22 protein-coding genes are annotated in these 22,114 nt (G+C 64.1%); 6 read left to right on the forward strand and 16 right to left on the reverse strand.

Annotated features, from left to right (window positions below; genetic code table 11):
• Positions 1-322: 322 nt before the first annotated feature.
• Positions 323-1,021, reverse strand: a complete 699-nt coding sequence (locus F623_RS0110570; protein WP_026278668.1) for a transporter substrate-binding domain-containing protein — start codon at positions 1,019-1,021, stop codon at positions 323-325.
• A gap of 103 nt (positions 1,022-1,124) precedes the next feature.
• Entirely contained in the window at positions 1,125-2,648 is a 1,524-nt protein-coding gene (locus tag F623_RS0110575; RefSeq protein ID WP_018868777.1) for an NAD(P)H-dependent oxidoreductase, read from the reverse strand.
• Positions 2,649-2,762: 114 nt separating this feature from the next.
• Between F623_RS0110575 and F623_RS0110580 the strand changes: the two genes are divergently transcribed.
• A complete protein-coding gene (locus F623_RS0110580; protein ID WP_018861541.1) occupies positions 2,763-3,254 on the forward strand; it encodes an SRPBCC family protein in 492 nt (163 codons plus the stop codon).
• Here F623_RS0110580 and F623_RS0110585 read toward each other — a convergent pair.
• Positions 3,221-3,769, reverse strand: coding sequence for a cyclin-dependent kinase inhibitor 3 family protein (locus tag F623_RS0110585; protein WP_018861542.1), 549 nt, complete (start codon positions 3,767-3,769; stop codon positions 3,221-3,223). The genes F623_RS0110580 and F623_RS0110585 overlap by 34 nt on opposite strands.
• 102 nt (positions 3,770-3,871) lie before the next feature.
• On the opposite strand from F623_RS0110585, the gene F623_RS13520 reads away from it, so the two are divergent.
• From F623_RS13520 to F623_RS0110600, 3 genes are all read left to right on the forward strand, one after another.
• Entirely contained in the window at positions 3,872-4,024 is a 153-nt protein-coding gene (locus tag F623_RS13520; protein WP_018861543.1) for a hypothetical protein, read from the forward strand.
• A 156-nt stretch (positions 4,025-4,180) separates the two neighbouring features.
• The gene (locus F623_RS0110595) at positions 4,181-4,834 is read left to right on the forward strand and encodes a phosphoribosyltransferase (RefSeq protein WP_018861544.1); all 654 of its coding nucleotides are present in this window, start codon (positions 4,181-4,183) and stop codon (positions 4,832-4,834) included.
• A complete protein-coding gene (locus tag F623_RS0110600) occupies positions 4,821-5,468 on the forward strand; it encodes a dienelactone hydrolase family protein (RefSeq protein WP_018861545.1) in 648 nt (215 codons plus the stop codon). The genes F623_RS0110595 and F623_RS0110600 overlap by 14 nt, the downstream gene beginning before the upstream one ends.
• Here the strand turns inward: F623_RS0110600 and F623_RS0110605 are convergent.
• The 5 genes from F623_RS0110605 to F623_RS0110625 all read right to left on the reverse strand — a co-directional run bounded on the left by F623_RS0110605 (position 5,443) and on the right by F623_RS0110625 (position 9,478).
• Positions 5,443-5,874 (reverse strand): SRPBCC family protein, encoded by a 432-nt coding sequence (locus F623_RS0110605; RefSeq protein WP_018861546.1) that lies wholly within the window; start codon positions 5,872-5,874, stop codon positions 5,443-5,445. The two genes, F623_RS0110600 and F623_RS0110605, sit on opposite strands and share 26 nt — an antisense overlap.
• 22 nt (positions 5,875-5,896) lie before the next feature.
• Positions 5,897-6,376 carry a VOC family protein gene (locus tag F623_RS0110610; RefSeq protein ID WP_018861547.1) on the reverse strand — a complete coding sequence of 160 codons (480 nt, stop codon included), beginning with the start codon at positions 6,374-6,376 and terminating at the stop codon, positions 5,897-5,899.
• A gap of 39 nt (positions 6,377-6,415) precedes the next feature.
• A complete protein-coding gene (locus F623_RS0110615; protein WP_018861548.1) occupies positions 6,416-6,793 on the reverse strand; it encodes a VOC family protein in 378 nt (125 codons plus the stop codon).
• Between the two features lie 89 nt (positions 6,794-6,882).
• Positions 6,883-7,071, reverse strand: a complete 189-nt coding sequence (locus F623_RS0110620) for a hypothetical protein (protein WP_026278670.1) — start codon at positions 7,069-7,071, stop codon at positions 6,883-6,885.
• A 349-nt stretch (positions 7,072-7,420) separates the two neighbouring features.
• A complete protein-coding gene (locus F623_RS0110625) occupies positions 7,421-9,478 on the reverse strand; it encodes a sodium-translocating pyrophosphatase (RefSeq protein ID WP_018861550.1) in 2,058 nt (685 codons plus the stop codon).
• 500 nt (positions 9,479-9,978) lie between these two features.
• Here F623_RS0110625 and F623_RS0110630 point away from each other — a divergent pair, with 500 nt between their 5' ends.
• On the forward strand, positions 9,979-10,524 hold the full coding sequence (locus F623_RS0110630) for an HIT family protein (RefSeq protein WP_018861551.1): 546 nt from the start codon (positions 9,979-9,981) through the stop codon (positions 10,522-10,524).
• 126 nt (positions 10,525-10,650) lie between these two features.
• Positions 10,651-11,319: a c-type cytochrome gene (locus F623_RS0110635; RefSeq protein WP_018861552.1), complete on the forward strand. Its 669-nt coding sequence runs from the start codon at positions 10,651-10,653 to the stop codon at positions 11,317-11,319.
• Between the two features lie 136 nt (positions 11,320-11,455).
• On the opposite strand, the gene F623_RS0110640 is transcribed toward F623_RS0110635, so the two are convergent.
• The 8 genes from F623_RS0110640 to F623_RS0110675 form a co-directional block, all read right to left on the reverse strand.
• Positions 11,456-12,370, reverse strand: a complete 915-nt coding sequence (locus F623_RS0110640) for a sulfite exporter TauE/SafE family protein (RefSeq protein ID WP_018868535.1) — start codon at positions 12,368-12,370, stop codon at positions 11,456-11,458.
• Between the two features lie 128 nt (positions 12,371-12,498).
• Positions 12,499-13,998, reverse strand: a complete 1,500-nt coding sequence (locus F623_RS0110645) for an SLC13 family permease (protein ID WP_018861554.1) — start codon at positions 13,996-13,998, stop codon at positions 12,499-12,501.
• Positions 13,982-14,551: a CBS domain-containing protein gene (locus tag F623_RS0110650; RefSeq protein WP_018861555.1), complete on the reverse strand. Its 570-nt coding sequence runs from the start codon at positions 14,549-14,551 to the stop codon at positions 13,982-13,984. Before F623_RS0110650 ends, F623_RS0110645 begins: the two co-directional genes overlap by 17 nt.
• A gap of 253 nt (positions 14,552-14,804) precedes the next feature.
• Entirely contained in the window at positions 14,805-15,401 is a 597-nt protein-coding gene (locus F623_RS0110655; RefSeq protein ID WP_231367703.1) for a molecular chaperone TorD family protein, read from the reverse strand.
• Between the two features lie 193 nt (positions 15,402-15,594).
• Positions 15,595-16,431 carry an ethylbenzene dehydrogenase-related protein gene (locus F623_RS0110660; RefSeq protein ID WP_018868536.1) on the reverse strand — a complete coding sequence of 279 codons (837 nt, stop codon included), beginning with the start codon at positions 16,429-16,431 and terminating at the stop codon, positions 15,595-15,597.
• Between the two features lie 14 nt (positions 16,432-16,445).
• Positions 16,446-17,573, reverse strand: a complete 1,128-nt coding sequence (locus F623_RS0110665; RefSeq protein ID WP_018868537.1) for a 4Fe-4S dicluster domain-containing protein — start codon at positions 17,571-17,573, stop codon at positions 16,446-16,448.
• A gap of 19 nt (positions 17,574-17,592) precedes the next feature.
• A complete protein-coding gene (locus F623_RS0110670; protein ID WP_018868538.1) occupies positions 17,593-21,075 on the reverse strand; it encodes a molybdopterin-dependent oxidoreductase in 3,483 nt (1,160 codons plus the stop codon).
• 154 nt (positions 21,076-21,229) lie between these two features.
• Complete coding sequence (locus tag F623_RS0110675) at positions 21,230-22,009, reverse strand: hypothetical protein (protein ID WP_026279381.1); 780 nt, start codon at positions 22,007-22,009, stop codon at positions 21,230-21,232.
• Between the last annotated feature and the right edge of the window lie 105 nt (positions 22,010-22,114).

Raw genomic sequence — 22,114 nt, forward strand, 5'->3', positions numbered from 1 at the left:
CTAGGGAGACGCTGATTTAATCGCGCGTCCGCGCTCGAGTCGCTTTTGCGTGGGAACAAGGCGCGGTGACTGCCGTGCAGTCATTCTGCACAAGGGAACCGCAACGCCGTTCCCGCGCCCGTTGTTGATCAAAAACGGGCGGCCGAGCCCCTGCAGTAAATGGCTTGCGGGGTTGGTGCCCCCTGTTCCCCGATCCTGCGTTGCGCCCCGAATCAATCAGCAACGGGCGGGTAGAACCACTACCCGCTACACGACGCGCCTTGTCTCGGAAAACAGGGGGCACCAACGCGGACGTGCGATCAAATCATCGTCTCCCTAGGCCTCAGATACCCAGCTCCCGCAGAACCTTGTCGATACGCGGCACCAAGTGCACATGTGGCGAGTCCTTGCGCACCAGCAGGTGCATCGAGGTCACGTCCAGGACGTTCGAGGAAGCCGCGACCCGATCCAGGGCATCGGCCTCGTCGGGGTAGGCCCGTTTCAGTTCCCGGATCGTGTGTTCGGTCACCTCGCTCATGTTGATCAGCACGTCCCCTTCGCCGGCCGCCAGGCGGCGCAGGTTTTCCGAAAGCGTTCCCTCGCGCTGCACGTCCAGGCCTTCCAAGTTGGCCTTGCCCCAGCCATTCCCGGCGTAGTCCAGCACACGGTAACCGGAAAAGTCCTCCAGATGTTCCTTGGCCAGCAAAGCATCGCGCTCCGGGTGATCCTCGCGTACAAATGCCACCCACTCCGGTTCGGCCAGGGCAACCTCACTCGCGACCAGATATTCCTCGCGCTCAGCCGTCATGGTGGTGATGATCGCATCGGCCTTGCCCTCCCTGACCAGACGTTGCGCCTCTTCCCATTCGTAAGGTTCATGGCGCAGTGGCACCCACAAATGGGCAAAGGCCTCCTGCATCAACTGCACGTAGTGGCCGACAAAGCGTCCGTCGCGGTTGATATACCCATATGGCGCCTCGTCCCGATCACCCGCGATATGAAACGCCTCGCGCTGATCCGCCACCGCAGGCACCGACAACATGCCCAATACCGCAATACCCGCTAACAGCCGTCCCAACATCGCTTACTCCCTCCATAGCATGCCGTCCAGACTCTGAATCCGCCGGTGGCCGGCATCCAGTCACTCAAGCCGCGGCGAGGTTCACCAGCGGCACCAGGCCGAACCACAGCACATAGGCTAGCGATACCGCCATCAGTCCGTCGATACGCCCGCCGGGCGCACCGCGCTGCCGCTCGCGCCACAGCATCCAACTCAGCCACAGCGCATGCGGCACGACGAAATAGGCAATGCCTGCATAGGCCCCCTGAGCCCAACCGGTCAGGTGGAATGCGGTTCCCGCAACCGCCGCCAGAACGGTGAACCCCAGCGCCACACCAAGGGCACCACCATGCCCCAGCCGCACCGCCAGGGTGCGCTTGGCCGCAGCCGCGTCCGCCTCGCGATCGGGAATACCGGACAGCGTAATCGACGGGATGATCGCAAGAAACAGCGGAAGGCTCAGCCACCAGGGCAGTGGATCCATCCAGTCCCCCGCGAGGAATACATACCCGCACAGCAACACGCCCAGGCTGTGGGTCAGCGCGACATCCACCTCCCCCAGCCCGCGGTAACTGAGCTTCACAGGTGGCGCCGTATAACCAATCGCCAGCACTGCCAGCACCCCCGTCACCACGAGCAGCGCAACAAGATCGCCAGGCGCGACCGCGAGCAGGGCCGCAAAGGCCGCTGCGAAGCCCCCCAGCGCCACCACCGTACCCGTGGTTATCTCGCGCAGCGACAGCCGCCCCTCCACCAGCACCCGCGAGCCGCCGGTAAACGGGCCGTAGAAGCGATTGCGGCGATCGGAGCCAAGGTCCACCCGTTCATTGACGAGAACCGTGGCGACCTCCAGCAGGAACAGGCACAGATAGCCCAGCCAGAACGCCGGATTACGCAACAGGCCTTCTTCCGGCGCTGCGGCGAGCGCCCCCACGGTATAGGCGACGAATGTCATCGGGTAGAACTGCAGTCGCAAGGCCTGTAGCCAACCACCCAACTTGAACGCCACCCGCTCACGCAGGCTCTCGCGCCCATGCCGCAGACGCAGCCCTTCCTGGCGTGCGCGTTCGAGCCAGGCCTCGCGCTTTCGGTCGTCGGCCTCGCGCACCGAGCCCAGCATGAGTGAACGCACCGGGCGGATGCCGCAAAAACCCAGGGTTGCCCGCGCCATCGCGTTGATTCCCGGCTGTCGATACATCAGTCGATGAATCAGTACCGGTGTGTCCATGGTGGTAATCAGTTGGGCGGATCGGCCCTGCAACAGACCCTCGTATCCGGTGCCGCCCTCGCAGTTTCGGAAGGCAAACTCCGGCGTCATTACCCGATCAAGAAAGCCCTTGAGAAGGGCCGGCATGGTGCCCCACCAGGTGGGAAAGACGAATACAAGATGATCGGCCCAGGCGACCAGTGCACGCGCCGCATCCAGATCGTGTTCCAGCGCCTGCTGATTCGGTGACGGTGTATGAACGTAAGGGTCAAAATCCAGGTTCGCGAGATCCAGGGAACGCACGTCCACACCGGCGGACCGCGCCCCGTCACGGTAGGCCTCGGCCAGCGCGCCGCACAGGCTGTCAGTACGCGGGTGGCCCAGGATCACGAGCACCTTCACGCGCGGTGGCTCCCGGCAAGGGGCTCGCGACCGCTACGCCCCGGATCGGGGGATGTGGTGCATACCGGGTTGCCTCCCTGCATACTCGACGTTCTCCGAATCCCGTCTTTGACCATGCCCACGATCGAACACCAGGCCCACATCCGAGCGGACCGACCCGATGTATTCGCTCTGATTACGCGGGTCGAGGAGTTCGTCCATTACAGCGAGGCTATCGAAACGATAGCGCGCGTCGGGGAGGCCCGCTACCGATGGGTGGTGCGCATCGCCGGCATTCCCCTGAATTTCGATGTCGAGATCACAGAATCGGAAGCTCCGGAGCGTTTTTCCTGGCAATCGCTGACCGGCGTGCAGAATCACGGGACCTACCATCTGACACCCGCGCAAGGGGGCACGAACATCCACCTGCTTCTCGAATACGAACTCGACAACCCATTGTTGGAAAAAACGATCCGCCAGGCGGCCAAACCGCTCATCGAGACCTTGAGCCGGGAGATCATCGGCAACGTGGAGGCGGAGTTGCACAAGACATCGGGGGAAGACGCAGACCGAGAGGGCCCGCGCAAGGGTCGTCAGGCCCGGTTTCCGGATGGGCCCAACAAGTAGCGCTGCTGGTCCGGGCTCTCGATCGCTCCGGGGCGCGCCCCGCGCACCGATCCGATGGCCTCCTCCGGCGCGAGGCCCCGCTCGATCAGTGCCAAGGCCGCAATCGTCCCCGCGCGGCCAAACCCGCCACCACAGTGAAAAATTACCCCCTCACCCGCATCCAACCGCCGGTGCACCTCGGGGCCGACCTCGCCCCATCGTAACTCCCATGGGCGATCCGGGGCCGCCATGTCACCGATCGGCAGGTGCAGCCACTCCATCCCCGCCGCATGCACGGCATCGCCCAGCTCGGGCACACCCAGCGCGTCCAGCTCATGCCCCTGGTTCAGCGTGACCACGGCCGTCGCTCCCCAACTGCGGATCGCAGCCAGATCCGCCACCAGATCCCGCTGACCACCGGGCGCACCCGGCTCGCACTTGCCGGGACAAGGCGTCATCCCGATCGTTCCGCCCTCTGGCAGGCGCACCGTGCCAATCTCGAGGGGGCTGGCCGGAGTATCGTCAGTCTGAGTCATCTAGTCTCTCTCGATCGTCAGGCGCCAGGGCCAGTCGTTCCGATCCTGGGCCCGCGAAGGACCCGTCTGCGAACCAACCCCGTATCCCCCAATCCTACCGGTATGGACACCCCGTTATTCATCCTCGGCCTCCTGTTGATCGCCAGCCTGACCACATTCTTCACCGGCGTACTGCCCTATCCCATCGGATGGATCATCCTGATCATCGCCTTCATCGCACGCTTGCTCTTTAGCCCGAAGTGCTCGATCGCGTGATTCGCTACCACGATCTCGAGATCCACTAGGCCTGCTGCCGAAGGCGGAGTATGAAGGCCCTGCTGGGGCCTCCTATTTTGCTCAGACCCACCGGATTTCCGGGCCATGCGGGCCTACACTTCAAGGCGATTCTTGTACATTTGTGACGGAGGCCCCATGCGTTTCCGGGACCGCACCGACGCCGGCCGACGGCTGGCACAAGCCCTGGACCGCTTCCGTGGTCAGCCCGGGGTCGTGTTTGCCCTGCCACGCGGAGGCGTCCCGCTGGGGGCCGAGGTCGCCCGGCACCTCGACATGCCCCTGGATCTCGTGATCCCGCGCAAGATCGGCCATCCGTTTCATCCCGAATACGCCATCTGCGCCGTCCCGGAACGCGGCGAACGGGTCTGCAACCCCCGCGAGGAAGAACGTGTCGACCCGGAATGGCTGGAGCAAGCCGAAGCGCGCGAGCGGGCCGAGGCTCACCGACGGCGCGAACTCTATTGCACCGCTCCCGCCCCGGACGTCACCAACAAAATCGCGATCATCGTCGATGACGGCATTGCCACTGGCCTCACCATGCGCGCAGCCATCCGCGATGCACGTCAGCGCCACCCGAGCCAGATCGTCGTAGCGATCCCCGTAGCGCCCGCCGACACGGCGGCACTGCTCGAGACAGAGGTCGATTACGTAGTGACCCTGGACACCCCGCAGTACTACCGAGGCTCGGTCGGGTCCTACTACGAATCCTTCGAGCAGACCTCCGACGACGAGGTCATCCATCTGCTGGCCACCGCATATCGTTCCCGGAAACCCGATGTCTCGCGCTGAACAACACGACGTAACGCTCGTACTGGATGGCCAGCCCCATCAGGGCATCCTCGGCCTGCCCGCCAGGCCTGTCGGGCTGGTCGTGTTCGCGCATGGAAGCGGCAGCAGCCGGCTAAGCCCACGCAATCAACAGGTCGCCCATGTGCTGCAGGCCGCCGGCCTTGCAACCCTGGTGTTCGACCTCCTGACGGAGGCCGAAGACCTCACCTACCAGGGCCGCTTCGATATACCGCTACTCGCCCAACGCCTGCTGCAGGCCTGTGAATGGGCGGCTTCCGAACCTCGACTCGCGCGACTCGCGGCAGGACTTCTTGGGGCCAGCACCGGAGCCGCCGCGGCACTCCTGGCCGCAGCAGAAGCCCCCGACAACATCCACGCCGTCGTCTCCCGTGGCGGGCGTCCGGACCTCATCGGCAAGGCGCTGGCCCGGGTCGAATCACCGACCCTGTTGCTTGTCGGTGGCGAAGACAGCCTGGTGATCGAACTCAACCGCGAAGCGCTTTCGCTCATGCACGCAACGCGCAAGCTCGTGACCATTCCCGGCGCCAGCCACCTGTTCGAGGAACCGGGCACGCTGGAGCAGGCAGCCGACCTGGCAGCCGCATGGTTTACCCGCTGGTTACGTTCCAGGTAGGCGGCCTGCTGGTCCCTTCCAGCAGTCTCTTCAGGGTATCCAGGTCCTTCTCTAACGCGTCGCGATCCGAGGCAAACTGCTCGGCGGACATCCCCGGCTGCCGGAAAAGGCTGAACACAAATTCGCTCCCCTCGCCGTTCGGCAGGACGCGCATGGGGTTGCGGACCACTTCGCCCGAGGGCAGTTCGACATCGTGGTCCATCACGCCGAGATCGTTGGGTAGCGCAAACCGAACTCGGACGGTTCCGAGCGGCCCATCCAGCAACCACGCATCCCCCTCCTTCCGAACCTCCGAACGTGCCAGTCCTTCGGCCCATAAAGGGAGATTCCCGGGATCGGAGGCAAAGGCATAGACATCCGCCGAAGAGCGGGCGATGTAGACGGTCACATGCACCACCTCCGCCATGCCTCGAGCGCCAACCTCCATCTCACCGGCCTTCGTAGGCCCGTACCAGAGCCGCAACGTCGAATTTCTTCATTTTCAGAAATGCCTGCGTGATCCGGGCCAGCGCCTCAGGATCGCCCGATCGCATCATCTCGTCCATCACCACGGGGACGATCTGCCAGGACAGTCCAAACTTGTCCTTCAGCCAGCCACATTCGACCTCCTGCCCGCCATCGGCCGTCAGCTGACCCCAGTAGTAGTCGATCTCCTGCTGGGTATCGCACTTGACCATGAACGATATTGACTCGTTGAACGGGACCAGCGGGCCCGCGCTGATCGCCTGGAACTCCTGCCCCAGGACGAAGAAGGTAACGACCTCCACCGAGCCGGACGGTGTGTCTTCCAGGGTTACGGTGCTCTCGACCCACGAATTCTCGAAAACCGAGGCGTAGAACTCGGCCGCTTCCCTGGCCTGATGCTCGAACCACAGGTGCGGCACAAGCTTTTGCTGAACGGTTGCCATGATGTCTCTCCCGTACCTCCGGGCTGTACTACTCGGACATCACACCCACTCATTGGCTCCGTGCTCGAATCCACCGCGATAGGGACTGCCGACACAAAAACGATGGCCACTCGGCGCCTGCATCACCACCCAAGCCTCGTGCCGGGACACAACGGTCGCGCCCTGGCCCTCCAAACGCGAAACCTCGGCCTCGATCGAGTCGGAGTCGATATCCAGGTGTGCGCGCGGCTCGTGATCCACGCGCTGGATGATGACCTGCACGTCCCCGGGCGGCGTGACGAGCTGGATGAAGCCGCTGGCCGCATCGAAGTCCTCGGGCATCGGGAAGCCCAGTGCGCTGGCCCAGAAACGCGCCTCGGCCGCCAGGTCCGGCGTCCGGCAGTCAATCACGATGTTTCCGAGTCGGCTCTTGTGCATGGTGTCAGGGGACAACACGGCACGCGCCCATCCCCAAAGCCACCGTTCGGTTCGGGAGAACACGCTGATGGGCGTGTTCTCCCGCCCCGTTAGCGCGGCTTGCAGGCCAGCCCGTACTCGAAGGTATGGATCTTGAAGCCTTCGGGAAACGCCGCCTTCAGCCGGCGTTCGAACTCGGCGTAGATCTCGGCCTTGTGCTGCTGGACATCCCAGTCGCGGCTGTCGCAATCAACCCCCTCGACGTCCAGCTCCATGTTCAGCTCCAGATCCGGAGCCATTTGCAGTCGGATTGTCGGCATCTCGGTTCTCCTTCCGTTTCGCTGGGCCCTAGGGAGACCCTGATTTAATCGCGCGTCCGCGCTCGAGTCGCTTTTGCGTGGGAACAAGGCGCGGTGACTGCCGTGCAGTCATTCTGCACAAAGGAGCCGCAACGCCGTTCCCGCGCCCGTTGTTGATCAAAAACGGGCGGCCGAGCCCCTGCTTTCAATGGCTTGTGGGGTTGGTGCCCCCTGTTCCCCGATCCTGCGTTGCGCCGCTTGCGGGTAGAACCACTACCCGCTGCACGACGCGCCTTGTCTCGGAAAACAGGGGGCACCAACGCGGACGAGCGATTAAATCAGCGTCTCCCTAGAGGACGGGCACCAGCAGCAGCGCCATGATGTTGATGACCTTGATCAGCGGGTTGATCGCCGGGCCCGAGGTGTCCTTGTACGGGTCGCCCACCGTGTCGCCGGTGACGGCCGCGTGGTGAGCCTCGGAGCCCTTGCCACCGTGGTGCCCGTCTTCAATATACTTCTTCGCGTTATCCCAAGCCCCGCCACCGGCGGTCTGGGAGATCGCCACGAACAAGCCGGTCACGATCGTCCCGATCAGCAGGCCACCCAGGGCCTCGGTACCAAGGAACACACCCACCAGTACCGGCACCAGCACCGGCAACAGCGAGGGCAGTATCATCTCGCGGATCGCCGCACTGGTGAGCATGTCCACGGCCCGGGTGTAGTCCGGCTTGGTGGTGCCCTCCATGATCCCGCTGATCTCGCGGAACTGGCGCCGCACCTCGTTCACGATCCCCGAGGCCGCGCGGCCGACCGATTCCATCGTCATCGACGCAAACAGGAACGGGACCAGACCTCCGATGAACAGCCCGACAATCACATTCGGGTTGCTCAGCTCGAAGTTGTGACCATCCCCGGTGTGACGCACCAGCTCGTGGGTGTAGTCGGCGAACAGCACCAGCGCCGCGAGGCCCGCCGAGCCAATCGCATAGCCCTTGGTCACCGCCTTGGTCGTGTTGCCGACCGCATCCAGTGCATCGGTGGTTTCACGCACCTCCGAGGGCAGATCGGCCATTTCCGCGATACCACCGGCGTTGTCGGTAATCGGGCCGTACGCATCCATCGCCACGATGATCCCGGTCATCGACAGCATGGTGGTGGCGGCAATCGCGATGCCGTACAGGCCCCCGAAGGCATAGGCGACGAGGATCGCCGCGCAGACTGCCAGCACCGGCGCGGCGGTAGCCTTCATCGACAGTGCCAGACCGGCAATGATGTTGGTCGCGTGGCCGGTGGTCGAGGCCTCCGCCAGATGGCGGACCGGACGGAACACGGTGGAGGTGTAATAGTCGGTGGCGACCATGATCACACCGGTCAGTACCAGACCCACCAGCGCCGCGCCATATAGCCGCAGGGCCGCTCCGCTCTCGATCCCCATGCTGGTGGCCAGCGCGTTGTCCGGCACCAGCACCAGCGTAATCGGCAGGAATGCCACCGCGGCCAGCCCGCCGGATACCATCAGGCCCTTGTAGAGCCCCTTGATGATCTCCGAGCCCTCGCGTGCCTTGACTGCAAAGGTGCCGATAATCGAAGCGAGGATCGCCCCACCACCCAGCACCAGCGGATACACCGCGGCCATCAGCCCCAGCTCGGGCAGCAGCAGCGTTCCCAGGATCATCGTGGCGATGATGGTAACCGCGTAGGTCTCGAACAGGTCCGCGGCCATCCCGGCGCAATCACCGACGTTGTCGCCCACGTTGTCGGCGATCACGGCCGGGTTGCGGGGATCATCCTCGGGGATACCCGCCTCGACCTTGCCCACCAGATCCGCTCCGACATCCGCGCCCTTGGTGAAGATGCCGCCGCCAACACGCGCGAAGATCGAGATCAGGGAGCCGCCCAGCGCCAGACCGACCAGCGGCGAAAGCCCAATGTCAGCTCCCTCTGGCGTGAGCCACCAGAGCACCGCGAAGTAGCCCGCGACCCCCAGCAGCCCGAGTCCGACCACCAGCAGGCCGGTAACCGCACCCCCGCGGAAGGCCACATCCATTGCGGCTTCCAGCCCTGACTTGGCAGCCGCGGCGGTTCTCACATTGGCGCGCACCGCCACATGCATGCCAATGAAGCCGGCGGCACCCGAAAGCACGGCACCAATCAGGAACCCGACCGCGGAGCCCACACCAATGACCAGCCACAACCCGACGAACAGCACCACGCCGACCACCGCAATGGTCGTGTACTGCCGCTTCATGTAGGCCGATGCGCCTTCCTGCACCGCACGGGCAATGCGCTGCATTTCCTGGGTTCCCTCCGATTGCGAGAGCACCCAGCGAATGGAAAACAGACCATAGGCCAGCGCGGCAACGCCGCACAGCAGCGCAAACACGAGGCCAAAAAATGGCATGGACATGGACTCCCCCTTCGATACGTCGTGGCACAAGTAATCCGGGCGTCGGGCACCCGCGACGGCCGACAGTCAGGCTGCCGACAGCCGCAACTGCCCGGCGCGAATCCGGGCATCCGGTTTGTGCTGCTGCCAGGTCGCGCATCCGCGCGACCGTCAAGGCGCGCGGCCACCGCTGATGCGGGGCGTACGTACTACCTCGACAAACGTATCGGGGGATGGTGGGTCTGATCGGAAAAACGTCGCAGGACAGACCGCAAAAACCCCTTGCAATGCTGGGGAACTTACGTGGTGCCATGCGGGGCGTCAAGCGCGGCGTTCATCAGGCGCAGAGGTACAGGCATGGTCCATGGTGCTTCAGTTGCCAGACCTCTCGGGCGTGAATGGCCAGGAACCGGGCGGTCCGTCAAGCAGGTTGCGCGCGGCTGCCCACCACGAACACGCAAAAATCCAGTAAGATCGTTGGCTTAAGCCATGAAACAAACCGAACACCGCCAGGCATCTCGATGACCAGTGCCACAACCGACAAGGATTGTTATTTCTGCCGAGTAGCGGCCAGACTGGCCGACCCGCTGATCTACGAGAACGACTCCTTCGTCGCCCTGTTCGACACGAACCCGGTCAACCCGGGGCATGCGCTCGTGATCCCGCGACGCCACGTCGTGTCCCTGTTCGAACTCGATGAAAAAGAACAGTCGGACTACTTCGACGCGATTTATGGCGTCCGGCAGGTGATCGAAAATACCGACCTGACCAAACTCTACCGCAGCATGCTGGTTCGCGAGGATCTGCGGGAGCGCCCGAAAGACCACATCGAAGGCGTACTGGAACTCCCCTTTCTAGGCAATCAGCCCGATGCCTACACGGTCGGCAACAACGACGGCCGTATGGCGGGGCGTAGCATCGATCACCTGCACGTGATCGTTCTCCCCCGCTACGAGGGCGACGTCGAAGACCCGCGAGGCGGCATCCGCAACGTCATCCCGGACCGCGCCAACTACCACAGGCCGCCGCACGCCCGCGTTCACACCGACCGTGTGGGATCCCAATAGCCCCACCGACCCAAGTGGCAAAGGCCGGCGCACCAAACTTGGCATCCGGCATTCCAGACTACCCCGCTCACGCAGAGGCCCCATCCCGCTACAATACGAAGAACCACCTTGCCACCGGGGGTTCCGATGACGGCTGCACACATCCCCTGCCAAAACGCTTTCCGGTTACTGCTCCTGATCGCCTCCCTGTGGCTTCTGGGGAGTGCGGCCAGCGCTGAAGAAGACCCCGGCGCACGCCTCGCCCATGAAGGCAACGAGCGCGGTGCGACCGCCTGCATCCAGTGCCATGGCGAACAGGGTCAGGGCCAGTCGCAGCCCCCATTCCCGCGCCTGGCGGGACTGCCAAGGGAATATCTGATCGAGCAGATGGAGGCCTATCGGGAAGGCCTGCGCCCGAACGCCACCATGGCGCAGATCGCGCAGAATCTGGACGACGACGAGATCGAAGCAATCAGCCGCTATTACGCCGAAATGGAACCGGCAGGCGGCCCGCACGACGTGCCGGACAATCTCGTCAACAAAGGGCGTGAGATCGCCCTCGATGGGCTGCCAGAACGCAACATTCAGTCCTGCGCCTCCTGCCACGGCGAAGAGGGGCGCGAGCGCAATCCCAGCCTGCCGCCACTGGCCGGCCATCCCCCCCAGTACCTGATGGCACAGCTCCAGGCATATGCCCACGGCGCGCGCGAAACCTCGCTCGCCGGACTGATGGAGGGTATTGCCAGCGAGCTGGAAGAAGAAGAAATGGCGGCCCTGGCGGCCTATTACGCCTCCCTGCCGGCCAGCGAAGAATAACCGGGGCTCGCCGGGCCCGGTCCATTCAGCCGGCCCTAATCCGGTCCCACCGCCCTCGTGGCTGGCTCAGACATTGCGGTCGGACCGTGATAGACCCCAGTCAGCGGAGGCGCGATCTACCGCTCAAGCGGCCTGCCTACTCTACCGAGGTTATCAGTGCCGACAGGTAATGGATCGCCAGCACCAGAATCACGACCCCCAGCAGCAGCGTCAGCGCCGCGTGAGGCACGTAGCGCTGTAGCCGCGCGCCGACATACATGCCCAAGGCGCCACCGATACCAAACAGCACACCCAGCTCCCAGTCCGGCCGCGTAGCGACGCCGGGTGGCGCGGGCAACAGGCTGTACATCAAGATACCCGCGATGGACGTGATGAAGGTGGCCGCCAATGCCGCACCTGCCACCGTGTAAACCGGCAAGCGGAAGATGGCGACGCAAAACGGTGCAATGAGTGCACCGCCGCCGATCCCGTAGATGCCGCCGATGATACCGACGGCGAAGGCCAGCAGCGCCATCGCCGGAAGGCTGAACGAGTGCGTGTCTCCCCCGAAGGTGAAGGTAACCCTGAAGGGGTCCACCGTCCGTGTACGTGCGACTGAGCCCGTCGCCATTCCCGATGTCCCCCAGCGGGCTTTTCCCCGCCAGGGCGCGAGATCGGTCAGCAAGCGCAAGGCGAGATACATGAGCACCATGCCGACGAAGACCTTGAACAGGGCCGGCTCGTACAGGTGATAGACCCGTACGTAATAGCCAACTCCTACACCGGGCAGGGTTCCCGCGACGATCACCCAGTTGAGCGACCACAGCATTCGCCCTTCGCGGAAAAAGCGGTAGACACCCGAGGGTATGGCAACAAGATTGAAGACCAGGTTGGTCGCGCTCACCGATGGGGCCGTGTAGTTCAGCACACTCATCTGAAACGGCAACAGCAGGAATGCCCCGGAGACACCCACCATGGCCGTCACCAGCGAGATGAGAAAGGCGATCAGCGGTGGCAGCCACAGGCTCGTTTCCACGCCCGATCGTGCAAACTCGTATTGGAGGAATTCCAAGGCGAGCCCCCTCGTTCTGACACAGATTCAGCGAGGGGACACGAACCCCTGCTGGCGCCCTGTCATGCCCGTCGCGATGCTCTGCCATCATGCCCAGCCGGGATCCACCGCCGCCGGCTCCGACCCGCTCAGCCCGTAAGGATGGGCATACCCAGAAGCGGCCAGATCACCAGCACCGAGAAGGCAATCACAACCGTAAGCACAATGCTGGCGGGAACGCCGGTACGGAAGAATTCCCAGGTGGAAAACTGACCGGACTGGTAGGCGATGGCATTGGGTGCGGCACCCACCAGGAACAGGAAGGGCATGCCAGTGGCGACCAGCGCCACGAACAGCACAACATGCGGACTCACGCCCATGTAGCCGGCCATAACCAGCGCGACCGGCAGCACGATGGCAATGGCAGCCACATTCATGATGACGTTGGTCATCACCACGAAGAACAGGCCCAGCCCCAGGACGAACAGCAGCCAGTGGGCGCCCTCGAACATACCGAGCCAGGTGATCGCCAGCCATTCGGCGGCCCCGGTCTGCCACAGGCAGAACCCGATACTCATCGCACCGCCGAACAGCAGGATGATGTTCCAGGGGATCTCCTCGAGTTCCTTCAGCGTGAGCACGCCCAGCGCGAAGAACAACAGCGTCGTCACCAACAGGATTGCCGGGCGGGAGACGGGCTCGAGCGCCGGGACCATGGCCTGCAACGCCAGTACCAGCACGGCGCCCAGAACGATGAGTATCGTGAGCCACTCGTCCCGCTTCATCGACCCCAGTTCCTGGTAGCGGCGCTCGGCCACTTCGGTTAGACCTTCGATGCGCTTTTTCTCCGGGGGGAAGAAGATCAGCATCATCCACCAGATGAGTACCGTCATCAGCAGCCCGACCGGCGCCAGATAATAGGTGACCTCGAAAAAGCCAACGTCGATATCGGCCACGTCCCGCGCAAAGGAGACCCCCACGATCCCGCGCGCCGAACCCAGCAGCGTGATGATCGAGCCAGCCCCCGCCGCGAAGGCCATCCCGATGAACAGGCCCTTGCCGAAGCGTGTCGGGCGATCCCCCGCGTCATACAGTGAATAGATCGCCAGCAGCACCGGGAAGATGGTCGCCGCCACCGCGGTGTGGGCCATGACCAGGGTGAGCGCGACCGTCACCAGGAACGTGCCCAGGTAGATGGTACTGGTGCGTTCCCCGACCAACATCAGCATGCGATAGGCAAGCCGTTGGGTGAGCCCCGACTTGGTGAACGCAATGCCAATCACCAGCGAGGCGAAGATGAACCACACGGCCGGATCCATGAAATTCCCGAATGCCACTTCGGGCGGGCGGATCAGGAACAGGGCCTGGAAGACACCGATCGCAATCGCGGTAACGCCGATCGGTATGGGGGTGAACACCCACCAGATGGCCGCCAGCAGGAACAGCCCCAGTGCGGCCTTGCCGGCGTCGCTCAGCGGGAATTCCTCGCCGGCCGGGTCGACCGCCGGGGCCGGAGCGTCCATGAACCAGAACAGGAAGAAGACCGCCAGTCCGGCGGCCAGGATCAACCAGCGCCGCCAGTCCAGCGTGTTCGGTGCTGCGCTGTCTCCCGGGTCGTCTTTCGACTCCGATCTAGGCTCCTCGCTCATGGACTTCTCCCAGTACGTGCTTGACGACCAGGTCGAAGATATCGGCCAGTCGCAACGCCCCGACCACCTTGTCCTCCTTGACGACCGGAAGCACGAAGGCACCGCACGCGACCATTTCCTCAAGCCCGTGCGCCAGCATGTCGTCACGGGAGAGCACTTTCCTCACTGGTTCCGCCAGATCGCCCGCGGTGTGCGAAGCCAGGTCGAGCCTTGTCTCCAGCTTGTCCGCCAGCAACCGCTCCCAGAAAACCTGCATGGCCACGTTCTCGCCGGAATCGGCCCGACCCCAGTACCCCTGGGCGGCACCACGGGCTTCCCGCTTGAGCAGCGAGGGCTCGATCGCTTTGAGCAGCGTGTGAATCGACAGGATCCCTTCCAGGCCGCCATCCTCCTTCAGGACCAGAAGGTGGCGAAAATAGGGAGTCCCATCCTTGCAGGGCTGGTGCCCCAGGGCCGTCAGTGCATCTTGTATGGTCGCGGTGGAAGGCAGGTGTGGATAGAGCTCGAGGGGAATCATAAACTCCCCGATCAGAAGTCGGTTCGGATCGGCCATCCCCTGCCCCTTTCAGAAACGCGTTTCCACGGAATCCGGGCGATCGGCGCACCCGCCTGCCGGCTCAACACACTCTGTTCAACAATAGACCGTAGACAAGAATGCAGCCAGCAGAAGGGCAACAGGCCAGGGATGGCCCGGCAATTCTTGGCGGTCAGCACGTGGCGTAGTGCCCCACACTGACCCGCAGCCTGGCGTGAAATCGCTGTCGTGTGTCCAGGCCCACTGTTGCCTTCACCCGTATGGTGCACGCTCAGTGCTGAGCGCCCTCCCGGTGCTGGAAGTGAACCGGCTGCTCGGCGGGTGCCCTGGCGCTTCCGCCCGTACCGTGCGGACAGATGAACTCGTCGGCCTGGAGGGGGTCTTCGAGCGGGCACTTGAAGGGCGTTGGGTCCACATTGAGGCGGGCGCACTCGTCGGCGAGTGCCTCGTCCAGCCATGCCGCGGTCTCCGGATAGGGGGAGGCGGCATTCTGCTCCCGCAGCAGCGGCAGCAAGACGCCCTGCCACCCTCCCAGATGGTCCGTCAGGAATCGGACCACGGCTTCATGGGTTACCTCCGCGTGTTCGTCCCACCCCTCGGAAATGGCGTAGGCCTCCTTGACCAGCAGGATCCCGTAGAACCCCAGCTGAACGGCCAGGTGATCGGGTCGCTCGGCGTCCTCATCCGACGTGTCGAGGCCAAAGGCCTGGTAGAAGCCGCTGATATCCGCCAGCAGCGGACCCGGCCCGGCGAGCTGGGTACTGCCAGCATAAGTGGCCGAGTGTAGGGAACAGGCCGTCCGGCCCATGAACAGGCGCGTGTACTCCGCCCTAAGGGTTTCGTCGTCGGCTGCTGCCCAGACTTCCACCACCGAGGATCCCGATGGAAGCACGGCGAGGATCTGGGGAGTAACGGCCGCTTCCAGTGCCTGGTGGATCCTCGCGCCGTCCCCGAGTCCTGGATAGGCAAAACAGGTGCCCAGAATCCGAAATCGGTAGGCCCGCGCGAGGAGATCAGAGATCTGGGGCTCCGGTGATTGGTTTTGCGCGCTGCACATGTGCTCACTCCTCGACCTTAAGGTCGATCCAGCTGGACCAGGACTTGCGGCCACCCACTTCGCGGTTTCCCCCGTCCCAGACAGCGAAGGCTGCAAGGGTATCGGTTCCCGGGGAGAGATCGGGATCGCCGGGCATCACTTGGTTGGCGGGCCGTGTGATCGCAACGCGCCAGGTCCCGTCCTCCCAGACACCCCAGCCGTCGGCATGCTGCATGGGTTTGACGGTGAGGCTGCCCCATCCCTCCGCCATCTGTTCCAGCACGGGGCTTTCGAATGGTCGGGCCACCGGATTATCCACACCCATGGCCCCGGCAAAGGCCCGGGCGTCGGTGACTCTCAGCACCTCGTCCGGATAAACGTCGACCAGGGCATAGGGATAGAGATCCCTTATGTCCGGCTCTCCATCGACCAGATCGCGCTGAAACGCGGCCCGCCACTGGAGGATGTTCACCTTGCCCCCAGGATTGCCCATCATCGGGCTGGCGGGTCCCTCCACGGGAAACTGGACCGCCACCTGGTCGCCAAAGGCGTCCGTCAGGAACCAGTCATCGCGGGTGTCGTCCTCCCATTCGATCAGGATCCCGAGCCAGGTCCCGTTGTTGACGGCCCTGACCGTCAGCTCGGTCACCGCGATATCGGCGTGATGAGGCCGCGTGACCTGCTGGGGGTTCAGGCGTACCGTCACAGTGGGCGCCTCTTCCCAGAACGCCGCCTCCGGATCGTTGAAGGGCCCGGTGGCATCCACCGGGACTGCGCGCAGGGTATCGGCCGCGGCCATGGGTGCCACGACCATGGCCACCACCAGGGTGGCCAGGCTGCGGTGCAATGCGGTCTTGTTCATGGCTGGCCCTCCTGTCAGGTCACATTGGTCCGGTGCACGTCGAGATCCGAGTCGTACTCGACCCGCATGTAGATGGGCTCGCGCATCGGTACCCGCACCACCTCGGCGCGTTTGGCGTCGTAGCCGATCACGTTCCTTCCCTCGACCTTGAAGTGGTGAATGATCTCGGGGGTGGCGCCGAACAGGAGCATCGCACCCAGCAGCTGGGGGTCCTCACTCGCACGCTTGTAGGTGTCGATGGCGTCCTCCACGCCCCAGCCGAACATCTGCCGCAGGTACTGCGGCGGGACATGGATCGGCGGGATATAGAAGGTGTTCGGCTCCAGGCCAAACTGGGGGTAGAGCGGCTTGCCGATCTTGGCCACATGGATCAGGTAATCCATGGGGTTGTCCTCGCGGATCTCGTCGGGCCGGGAGATGAAGCCCTGGAGCCGGATCTTGCCGATGCAGGTGATCGTGCACTGGGTCTGCCGGTTGTTCTCGATGGCCGGGTAGCAGCCGATGCACTTCTCCGACACACGCGTAACCGGGTTGAACATCACCTTCTTGTAGGGACATCCCTTGACGCATTCCCGGTAACCCCGGCAGCGCTGCTGGTCCAGGAGAACGATCCCGTCTTCCGGCCGCTTGTAGATGGACTGCCGGGGGCAGGCGGACAGGCAGGCGGGATAGGTGCAGTGATTGCAGATGCGGGGCAGGTAGTACATCCACTGCATGTGCGGCATGGTCAGCAGCGCCCCCTGCTCCATGGATCCGGTGCAGTCGTCTTCCCCGATGTTGGGATAGGCCCAGTCCTCGTCATCGGGTGTATAGCCCAGGACGATCTCGCCATCCGGGGCCGCCTCGAACAGGGTCCTGCCCTGGTATTCGGGGCCATCCATCTCCTGCACGCCGTGCTTGTCCAGAATGTTCACATCCCAGCCCAGCGGGTAGTAGCCGTAGGGCTTGGTTTCGACGTTGTTCCAGAGCATCTGCTCCTGGCCACGCCCCGAGGTCCAGGTCGTCTTGCAGGCGACCGTGCAGGTCTGGCAGGCGATGCACTTGTTGGTATCGAAGATCATGGCGAATTGTTTCTCGGGCCGGACCCCCTCGAAGGGGTAGTCCATCTCGCGACCGAGTTGCCAGTTGTAGACGCGGGACATGGCGAGTCTCCTTGAGCCGTTATTCGTCGGTATCGCGGATGAAGTCGCCCGCGAGATAGCGTTTCATGGCGTCGCTTTCAGACGTGGGCCGCAGCCCCAGGGTGACGGGGCGCCAGGCGCCCTCGCCCCCGATGCCGCCCGGTTCGGCCTTGGTGATCTTCGCCATGGCCTCGCGGGGGGCACCCGTCACGCAGTGGACATCCGCGGCGAAACCGCGGCCCTGGACATGGCTGAACAGGCTCCTCCAGACCAGACTGTTGGTCTGATGGGTGGGCTTGAGCCAGGAGCGGGTCAAGCTCTGGTGTCCGCCGTAGCGGAACATGGACTGGTAGTTGGTCTCGGGGTTCTTGGCGAGACCGTCCTCCCGTTCCTCGTGCCCCTTCACCGAGCCCGGGGTAGCCATGTAGCCGTTGAACCACATCCGTGTGACCCCCGGCGGCGTGCCGGGGTAGTACCGCGCCCGGGCCATGAGGCGGGCCACCTTGTAGGCCTCCTCCTTGCCCTCTTCCTGCCAGCCGCGGAACGGCAGCTCCTTGGGATCCCCGTCGATCCAGACATAGTCCCCGTCCTCGACGCCCAGCTCGCGGGCGTCGTCGGGGTGGATGTCCACATACAGTTCGCTGGAGCCGGGCATCCGCTTGTCGCGCCGGTAGATATCGCCGAAGGGCCCGAACAGCACCATCATGTAGTCGGTGTCGATCGGGGTCGTGTGGGCGCCATGCCGGTACTTCGGCGTGTGGAAGATGTAGCGGTAGCCATCCCCCAGCAGTGGGTGCTTGCTGGCCAGGATCTCTTCCCCGGTCCGAACGACGTTTCGCATCTGGCGGGGCTGGTGGCCCAGGTCGTCCGGGTCCATGCCCCAGTCCTCCGGCACTTTGGGGCGGATCGCCGGATGGTCCTTGGCCAGGATCACGCAGGGCTCGTGGAAGGTTGAATCCGAGGGCTCGCGATAGACGACCAGATTCTCGCCCGCCTCGATGAACTCCTGCTCCGGACGGTAGAACTCCAGCCGCCCGGTCTTGGTGTACCAGGGCTTGGATTCGTGCACCTGTTCGTAACTGAAGATCCGCGGGTAGGTCCGGGTATTCATCAGGGCGGGTACGCCCCGGCGGGCAAGCCCGTTAATGGTCTCGAATCGGTAGCCGCGCGTGGCCGCCGAGTAATCCAGGATCCGCTGCAGGTAGATGTCCACCCGGTTGTCGGCGACAAACTTCCAGTAGTCCTCGAACCGCTGGTCCCCCGTCTCCTCGGCCAGGGCCCGGGATACCAGGAGATAGGTCTCCATGTCGTGGATGGTGCCGTAGGTCCGCCGCAGCGGCGTGGAGGGGAATACCTGGAGGAACGGGTTGGTGTTCGAGGCGGTCATGTCCGGGTACTTGAACTCCATCCAGGAGTCCACCCCGTAGACGATGTCGCTGTACTCGCAGGACCCGGTCCACCACCAGTCGTTGTAGACCACCAGTTCCGTGTTGGGCAGCGTGTTGTTGACCACGTCGTAGTGGCCCTTGGTGTTGCCCAGGCTGGAATTGGAGTTGGCCTGCCAGATCGCCTTGGTCGGCGTGGGCACATGGTTGCCGGTGGTGATGACCTTGTCCCCGGCCTTCATGATCCGTTCGCCGTTCGACCAGTAGTGCATGGACTCGTAACGGATGGTGGAACGCCGCTTCACTTCCCCGTTCGGGTCCAGCTGGATGTCGAACGGGTCCTCGGAGGTCCACTCACCGGCCCCGGAGAACAGCGTGACCCGGTAGTTGCCGGCGTAGCTGCCGATATTGCCCCCGTGGCGACCCACGCTGCCGGTCAGCGCCACCAGCATGAAGATCGCGCGATCCTTGTTGTCGTTGTTCCAGAACTGGTTCGGGCCCATGCCGCACGCGATCAGCGTCTTGCCCGGGTGATCGGCAATATCGTTGGCCAGCCGGGTCACGGCCTCGGCGGGTGCCCAGGTAATCTTGCTGACCTGCTCGGGCTGGAGGTTCTCGTCGATGTACTGCCGGGTCAGGTCGAAGACCGGCCGCACCTTGACGGTCTCGCCGTTGGCCAGCGGTACCTCGAACTCGCCCTCCAGGGCCGGATCCACCCCCAGCTTCTCGAAGTGATCGCCCACCTGGTCGGTGGCCACTGCCGCCGGCTTGTCCTCGTTCCGATCCCAGACCACGTAGTCCGCGAAATCACCTTTCAGGTGCGCCGGGATGTAGCGGCCTTCCTGCTGGTGGGTAAGCGGGGCCTCTTCCCCTTCCGCCAGCACATGGGTCCAGTTGTCCGGCTCGGCGTCCTGATGGTCGGGGAACACATCGGTGGCCTTCAGACGCTCCAGCGTGTCCATCCTGACCAGCGCCGGAAGATCGGTGTACCCCTTGACGAAGGACTCGTCATAACGGCCCTCCCTCATAATCACGCCGGCCGCACCCAGCGCCAGGGCCGGGTCGGTGCCGGGACGGATCACGATCACGTCATCGCACTTGTTGGCGGTGGCCGAATACTCGACGGTAACGCCGATGGTCTTGGCACCCTTCAGCCGCGCCTCGGTCAGCCAGTGGCTGTCGGGCATCTTGGTGCAGATCCAGTTCATGCCCCAGGCGATGACCACCTCGGCGTTCTCGCAGTCATGAAACTCGAAATCGTTGGTCTGGTCGCCGCACACCATGGTGTGCCCCGGGGGAAGGTCGGTATGCCAGGAGTACGAGTCCCAGGCACCGCTGCCCTTGGCCTCGTCGGGGTCCACGCCGCGGACGTGGTGGTCCAGCAGCGCCATGGAGTTGCCCATCCGGAAGTTGCCCAGGATGCGGGTGGCGCCGAGCTTGGCCATACCGCCCCGGTACTTCATGGTCCGGGTGCCGGCGCCCTCCATCGCATCGATCATGGACGACTCGTATCCCTGGGCCTCCAGATACCGACGGCCCTGGTCCCCGGAGTAGATTTCTGCGATGTTCTTCAGGGCCTTAGCGTGATACTGGGCCGCCTCCTCGAAGTCGACCTTGATCCAGCCGTCCCATCCCCGGTTCAGCAACTCGCCGGGCGGTTTCCCGGTCTCCGCATCACGCGGAAAGCCACGGTCCACCCAGTCCTTGAAGCCCTTGCGCAGGAAGGCGCCCTTCACCCGCCGGTCGCCGTACAGGCGCCGGGTCAGCACCAGGCCCTTCTGGCAGCAGCGGGGATCCCAGCGGTGGGAGGCCTGGTTGCCGTACAGGTCCGTGGCCTTTCCGTAGCCATAGGTCGGCTCGATCCGCACCAGGACCTTGTTCTTGTAATAGGCCCGGAGCAGACAGTTGTGGGTATCGTTAGGCGCGCAGGTGAAGACAAAGGAGCCGTCGGTCCGATACAGATCCCGGTACATCTGCTCCCAGTCGCGATCCGGATAATCGGCAAGCGGGTTCTCGACGCTGACCGGCGAGAGGAACCGGAACTGCGCCAGCAGCGCACCCGGGTAAGTGGCGGCACCGAAGCCGGCCAAACCGGCCAGTTGCAGAAAGCGCCGACGAGAGAGGGGGATGTCTGCCATGGTCTCACCTCCGGTCCTAAGTCCGAGCCTGGTGAGAACCACGATCCTCCTCGATCACGCAGCTTTTATTGATTCATATCAAATAAAGCATCAACTCTCCGTAAGGATGGAACGACAGTGTCGAAAGTGCTGGATGGGCAGGGCAACCGTGCCCCTATTTCGCCATAACAGCCATTGCCTCTGGATCAAACGCCCACTGCTTGTCCCCCAAGCGGAACAGCAGCTTTCCTTCGGCCCAACCAGTCGCGTCGTACTGTCGTTGCTCCGGGCTGAGATCGTCGTGCACGGGGGCCCGTACCGGGTACGCGCTTGCGTCCATCGAGTCGCTCGGCGATTCACGGTCCACCACCGTCAGAGTGCGGTCACCAGCAGGCCCTTCCTGCACGAACACCGCATAGCGTCCATCCTCACTCCAGGGCCCGACCGTGACGCTTCCCCCATACTGAAACGCCGCCGGACTCGCCTGGCCGCTGTCCGTCTGCACCAGCCAGCCCGCGCCATGGGCCGCACCGCTGGTAGTCACCGCCAACCAGGCTTCGTCCGGGGACGCCTCGGCCTCCCGGAACCGGTCGGCCGCACCGAAGGCAGTCTGCTCGTCCACCTGGATGTCGCCGGGCAGATCCTCGATGCGGAGCAGTTTGGTGCCATTGCTGGCCCGAATGTGGTCATCGCCGATCTCGAGGGGAGCCATCATCGCGGCCTCTTCGTGCCCTGGTGCCCCCGGCGATGGCTCGTCCTGCTCCGACTGCGTGCAGCCACTGGCCACAATCAACCCGACGACGATGCCCGCATTGAGCCGCAGGACGGGGCCCGGCGTATTGCGGCGGGTTGCAGCCCACGACTCGCCAGGACTCCGCCGCTGCTGCAGCGCACCCTCTTGTTGTCGACCGTCCGCCCAGCTCTTCATGGCTGCACCATCAACGCGTAACTGCATTGGGGTCAAACCGAAGCCTCTGTACGCACCGCCGCGCCCGAAGCCCACAGTGGCCCACCTGATCCCGAAGACACCGTCACACCCGCATATAGGTGCGGAAACTCC

This window comes from Thioalkalivibrio sp. ALD1, from assembly GCF_000381245.1.
GTDB lineage: Bacteria > Pseudomonadota > Gammaproteobacteria > Ectothiorhodospirales > Ectothiorhodospiraceae > Thioalkalivibrio.

What these genes read in the sequence shown, in the direction of transcription:
- F623_RS0110660 (WP_018868536.1), bottom strand. Translation starts at nt 16,431, where the DNA reads ATGAACAAGACCGCATTGCACCGCAGCCTGGCCACCCTGGTGGTGGCC.
- F623_RS0110665 (WP_018868537.1), bottom strand. Translation starts at nt 17,573, where the DNA reads ATGTCCCGCGTCTACAACTGGCAACTCGGTCGCGAGATGGACTACCCC.
- F623_RS0110645 (WP_018861554.1), bottom strand. Translation starts at nt 13,998, where the DNA reads ATGAGCGAGGAGCCTAGATCGGAGTCGAAAGACGACCCGGGAGACAGC.
- F623_RS0110595 (WP_018861544.1), top strand. Translation starts at nt 4,181, where the DNA reads ATGCGTTTCCGGGACCGCACCGACGCCGGCCGACGGCTGGCACAAGCC.
- F623_RS0110600 (WP_018861545.1), top strand. Translation starts at nt 4,821, where the DNA reads ATGTCTCGCGCTGAACAACACGACGTAACGCTCGTACTGGATGGCCAG.
- F623_RS0110615 (WP_018861548.1), bottom strand. Translation starts at nt 6,793, where the DNA reads ATGCACAAGAGCCGACTCGGAAACATCGTGATTGACTGCCGGACGCCG.
- F623_RS0110630 (WP_018861551.1), top strand. Translation starts at nt 9,979, where the DNA reads ATGACCAGTGCCACAACCGACAAGGATTGTTATTTCTGCCGAGTAGCG.
- F623_RS0110675 (WP_026279381.1), bottom strand. Translation starts at nt 22,009, where the DNA reads ATGCAGTTACGCGTTGATGGTGCAGCCATGAAGAGCTGGGCGGACGGT.
- F623_RS0110620 (WP_026278670.1), bottom strand. Translation starts at nt 7,071, where the DNA reads ATGGCTCCGGATCTGGAGCTGAACATGGAGCTGGACGTCGAGGGGGTT.
- F623_RS13520 (WP_018861543.1), top strand. Translation starts at nt 3,872, where the DNA reads ATGGACACCCCGTTATTCATCCTCGGCCTCCTGTTGATCGCCAGCCTG.
- F623_RS0110610 (WP_018861547.1), bottom strand. Translation starts at nt 6,376, where the DNA reads ATGGCAACCGTTCAGCAAAAGCTTGTGCCGCACCTGTGGTTCGAGCAT.
- F623_RS0110585 (WP_018861542.1), bottom strand. Translation starts at nt 3,769, where the DNA reads ATGACTCAGACTGACGATACTCCGGCCAGCCCCCTCGAGATTGGCACG.
- F623_RS0110625 (WP_018861550.1), bottom strand. Translation starts at nt 9,478, where the DNA reads ATGTCCATGCCATTTTTTGGCCTCGTGTTTGCGCTGCTGTGCGGCGTT.
- F623_RS0110670 (WP_018868538.1), bottom strand. Translation starts at nt 21,075, where the DNA reads ATGGCAGACATCCCCCTCTCTCGTCGGCGCTTTCTGCAACTGGCCGGT.
- F623_RS0110580 (WP_018861541.1), top strand. Translation starts at nt 2,763, where the DNA reads ATGCCCACGATCGAACACCAGGCCCACATCCGAGCGGACCGACCCGAT.
- F623_RS0110635 (WP_018861552.1), top strand. Translation starts at nt 10,651, where the DNA reads ATGACGGCTGCACACATCCCCTGCCAAAACGCTTTCCGGTTACTGCTC.
- F623_RS0110570 (WP_026278668.1), bottom strand. Translation starts at nt 1,021, where the DNA reads ATGTTGTCGGTGCCTGCGGTGGCGGATCAGCGCGAGGCGTTTCATATC.
- F623_RS0110650 (WP_018861555.1), bottom strand. Translation starts at nt 14,551, where the DNA reads ATGGCCGATCCGAACCGACTTCTGATCGGGGAGTTTATGATTCCCCTC.
- F623_RS0110605 (WP_018861546.1), bottom strand. Translation starts at nt 5,874, where the DNA reads ATGGCGGAGGTGGTGCATGTGACCGTCTACATCGCCCGCTCTTCGGCG.